The following is a 4206-nucleotide window of genomic DNA, read 5'->3' on the forward strand; positions in this document are numbered from 1 at the left end:
GCGCGTTGTCGCGACACAGGGGGCGTGTTCCAACTTAGTTTCATATAATTCTCCGCACTTGTGGCTCAAATGCAGTATCCTATACCTGTTAAGCTACACTGTGCTGAGTGGAATTCGGGTTTCCATGCGGCTATAGATCGGGCGCCGGGAAAGACATGGGCGTAAACCCTCTTTTCACTTGGACCGGATATGTCTACACGTTCGGTCATAAGCGACTGGGGAGTTGCTCGGGTAATGCTGAAACGGACGAGGACCCTCGTGGGAACTCTGACCGCTGCGGCCGTCATGGCGTTCGCGCCGGCGGGAGCGGTGGCGGACGCCTACTGGCAGTGCGTCCCGTTCGCGCGCCTGATCTCGGGCATCCAGATCTTCGGCGACGCGCGTACCTGGTGGCAACAAGCCACCGGGCGATACGAGACCGGCGTCCAACCCCAGGCGGGCGCCGTGCTTTGTTTCAAGCCGACGGCCCGCATGCGTCTCGGTCACGTGGCGGTGGTGAGCCAGGTGCTGACCGATCGCGTCGTGCAGATCACCCACGCCAACTGGAGCCCGATCGGCGGCTCGCGCGGCCAGGTGGAAAAAGACGTGACCGTGGTGGATGTGTCCGCCGAGGGCGACTGGAGCCAGGTCAAGGTCTGGTACGATCCGAACCGCGACCTTGGCGGTTCAACCTACGCCGTGCATGGCTTCATCTATCCCGACGCCACCGCCCGGGTGATGGCGGCTTCGGGCATGAGCCGCCTGCAGAACGGCGCGATCGCGGTCGCGCAATCCGCAGCCTCGCAGATGGCCAGCGCGGTTCGCCCGGGCCAGGGCGCCATGAGCGTGTTGAGCCAGGCGGCCGACTCCACGGACGCTATCGCGGCCCTGATCTCGGCGGCTCTGCGCGGGGACAGCTCCAGCTCGCGCTGAGCCAGACACCCCTCTAGACCCTCTTGGCCCGTTGACGTCGCCCCGCAGCCGGGGTCGATAGGGGCAGGAGGGCGGTTCGCGATGCTCCAGGTTCTTCGACGCGGCGATGATGCGTTCCGTCGAGAAGCGGGCGGACCCGGCTGGTGGCCGGGCGAGGCCGTCGTATGGATCGACCTCCTCAAGCCGAGTCGCGCTGAAGAGCTCGCGGTTGAAGCCTCGCTCGGCGTCGACCTGCCGACTCCCGCCGAAATGGCGGCGCTGGAACCCTCGAGCCGTCTCTACCAGGAACGCGGCGCGACCTTCATGACCGCGCGGCTCCTGGCGCGCAGCCATGAGGACGCCCCGTTTGCGACGCCGGTGACCTTCGTCCTGGTGGGCGGCCGTCTGGTGACGCTCCGCTACGAAGAGCTGAGGGCCTTCAACGTATTCTCGGGGCGGGCGACCGCGGCCGACGAGGCCCGCGGCGCCACGGCGCTGTTGGGTTTGCTGGACGCCGTCGTCGAGCGACTGGCTCACGTCCTCGACGATACGGCGGCCCGCGTGGAAACGGCGTCGACCGCGATCTTCAATCGACCCCGCGCCGGTGACTTCCGACCAACCCTGACAGGCCTCGCCCAGGCCCAGTCTCTCAATGCGCTGATCCGCGACAGCTTGGTCAGCCTAGGACGCCTGCTGAGCTACGCGGCGCTGGCGCCCGAAATCGCAGAATCGCCAGGCGATGCAGCCCATCTCGTCAGCCTGCAACACGACGTTCAGTCGCTGATCGAGCATGCCGGCCAGCAGGCGGCCCACGTCACCTTCTTGCTGGACGCGGCTCTGGGCCTGATCAACATCGAGCAGAACGGCATCATCAAGTTCTTCTCTGTGGTGGCGGTGGTGTTCATGCCGCCGACCCTGATCGCCTCCATCTATGGCATGAATTTCCGGGTCATGCCTGAGCTGGCCTGGGCTGCGGGCTATCCCATGGCCATCGGCCTGATGCTGGTGGCGGCGATCCTGCCGGTGCTCTGGTTCCGCTATCGCGGCTGGCTGTAAGCTGACCGCGGCAACATCAGCTTAAGGATAGGACGGAACCCATCCTTAAGCGCATCGACCGCACCCTGCCCGCGGTCGACCCATGTCGTTTCAAGCACAACAGCACCATACGGCCCTGGACGCCCGGGCGCTGCGCGACGCGTTGAGCGCGCATCGGCGCTATCTCGCCAGCCGCGTGGGCGGCCGTCGACTGAACCTGACCTATGCCGACCTGACCCACTGTTCGCTTGAAACCGTGGACCTGCGTGACGCCGACCTGACGGGTGCGAAGTTGACCGGCGCATCACTGGCCCGCTCCAATCTCGGGCGGGCCGTGCTGTTCGGCGCGGATCTGCGCGATGCGGACTTGCGGCAGGCCAATCTGCGTCGGGCCGACCTGCGCGGGGCCTGCCTCCGAGGCGCCAACCTCGCGGGCGCGGAACTGGCGGGCTGCGACCTGCGCGAAGGGCGGATCGCCCTGCAGGACAAGCTCGATGGCTTCCGCATCCTCCGGCACGAACACCGGCCCGGCGAACTGAACTTCGCGGTGCTGTCGGGAGCCAACCTTCGCGGCGCTCAGATGAACGGCGCTGTCGCCATGACCTCGGACTTCTCAGACGCCAATCTCTGCGATGTGGTGCTGGCTGGAGCCCAGCTCACGCGCGCCGTGCTGGACGGAGCCGATCTCTCCGGGGCGGATCTGGGTGGAGCGGATCTCTCGGGCGCCTCCCTGCGGCGGGCCGTGCTGCGGGGCGTGAACCTGACCAACGCCAGGCTCGACAAGACCGACTTCACAGGGGTGTTGCGCGCGCCGCCTGTGATCACCCGGGTCGATGACCGGCCGCTGACCGACGTGCTGGCCGACTATGAGGCCTATTGCGAAAGCGACGGCCGGGCGGGACGCATCATGCGGCTGGAGGGCGTGGATTTCCGTCCGTTGAAGTCCCTGCGCGGACGGCGCCTGTCCGGTGTCCAGGCGCCGCGGTCGGTGTTCCAGGGGATGGATCTGGAGGGCGTGCAGATGCAGGGCGCGGATCTGTCCGGAGCTGATTTCCGCGGCGCCAGCCTGCGTGAGGCCGACCTGCGCGGCGCCCGGCTGACCGGAGCTCAGATGGGAAGGGTCGACCTGCGCGGCGCCCGGCTCGATCCTCTGCGCCTGGATGCCGCCCGTTCCGTCCGCACCGACCTGACGCGAGCCTCGCTTCGCGGCGCGGACCTGAGGGGCGCCGCCGCGCGACGGGCGCGGTTCCTGGACGCCGAACTTGAAGGGGCCCGGACCGTCGGCTGCGACATGACCGGCGCCGAACTCGACGCCTGACAGAGGCGCGACCTCGGCCTGGCGTTGTCCTGCAGCTCCGCCTTGCAGGTGCGCTTGCAAGCCTTGCTGCGGCCGGATGGTTCCGCTTCGTCACCGACATTGTCCGCGCCGGGCAGCGTCTATAGGTTGGCCGATCAAGCAATCGGGATTGGGGCGACGGGCATGGATCAGGTCGAAAAACGCACGTTCTCGGACGAAGAAGCGCTGGCCTTCCATCGCTATCCGACGCCGGGGAAGATCGGCGTCCACGCGACCAAGCCGATGAGCACCCAGCGCGACCTGAGCCTCGCCTACTCTCCGGGCGTCGCCGTCCCGGTTCTGGCCATCGCGAAGGATCCGGAAGCGGTCTACGAATACACCTCGAAGGGCAACCTGGTGGCGGTGATCTCCAACGGCACCGCAATCCTGGGCCTGGGGAATCTCGGCGCAGCCGCCTCCAAGCCGGTGATGGAAGGCAAGGGCGTGCTGTTCAAGCGTTTCGCCGATGTCGACGCCATCGACGTGGAGATGAGCTGCACCGATCCCGACGAGATCATCACCGTCGTGAAGAACATCGGCGTCACCTATGGCGGCATCAATCTGGAGGACATCAAGAGCCCGGATTGCTTCCGCATCGAGACCGAGCTCCAGGAGCTGCTCGACATTCCGGTGTTCCATGACGACCAGCACGGCACGGCGATCATCTGCTCGGCGGGCCTGATCAACGCCTGCGAGATCACCGGCCGCAAGCTGGCTGACGTCAAGGTCGTGCTGAACGGCCCGGGCGCGGCAGGCATCGCCACGCTGGGCCTGATGAAGGCCATGGGCGTGCGCCACGAGAACGTCATCGCGGTCGACCGCAAGGGGGTGCTCTGGCGCGGGCGGCCGGAAGACATGAACCAGTGGAAGTCGGCCCACGCCATCGACACTGACAAACGCACGCTGGCCGATGCGCTGAAAGGCGCGGATGTCTTCATCGGCGT

At 66.8% G+C, this 4206-nt stretch carries 4 protein-coding genes; all 4 read left to right on the forward strand.

The window, feature by feature from the left end; all coding sequences use genetic code 11:
* The first annotated feature begins 234 nt into the window (after positions 1 to 234).
* The gene (locus tag ACIQ3R_RS15845) at positions 235 to 912 is read left to right on the forward strand and encodes a CHAP domain-containing protein (RefSeq protein WP_397419822.1); all 678 of its coding nucleotides are present in this window, start codon (positions 235 to 237) and stop codon (positions 910 to 912) included.
* A gap of 81 nt (positions 913 to 993) precedes the next feature.
* Positions 994 to 1947 (forward strand): magnesium transporter CorA family protein, encoded by a 954-nt coding sequence (locus tag ACIQ3R_RS15850; protein WP_397419823.1) that lies wholly within the window; start codon positions 994 to 996, stop codon positions 1945 to 1947.
* An 82-nt stretch (positions 1948 to 2029) separates the two neighbouring features.
* On the forward strand, positions 2030 to 3244 hold the full coding sequence (locus ACIQ3R_RS15855; RefSeq protein ID WP_397419824.1) for a pentapeptide repeat-containing protein: 1215 nt from the start codon (positions 2030 to 2032) through the stop codon (positions 3242 to 3244).
* A gap of 162 nt (positions 3245 to 3406) precedes the next feature.
* The coding region (locus tag ACIQ3R_RS15860) for a malic enzyme-like NAD(P)-binding protein (RefSeq protein WP_397419825.1) at positions 3407 to 4206 on the forward strand (800 nt) is incomplete at its 3' end.

The sequence above is a fragment of the Phenylobacterium sp. genome, assembly GCF_044371015.1.
In the GTDB taxonomy this organism is placed as follows: domain Bacteria; phylum Pseudomonadota; class Alphaproteobacteria; order Caulobacterales; family Caulobacteraceae; genus Phenylobacterium.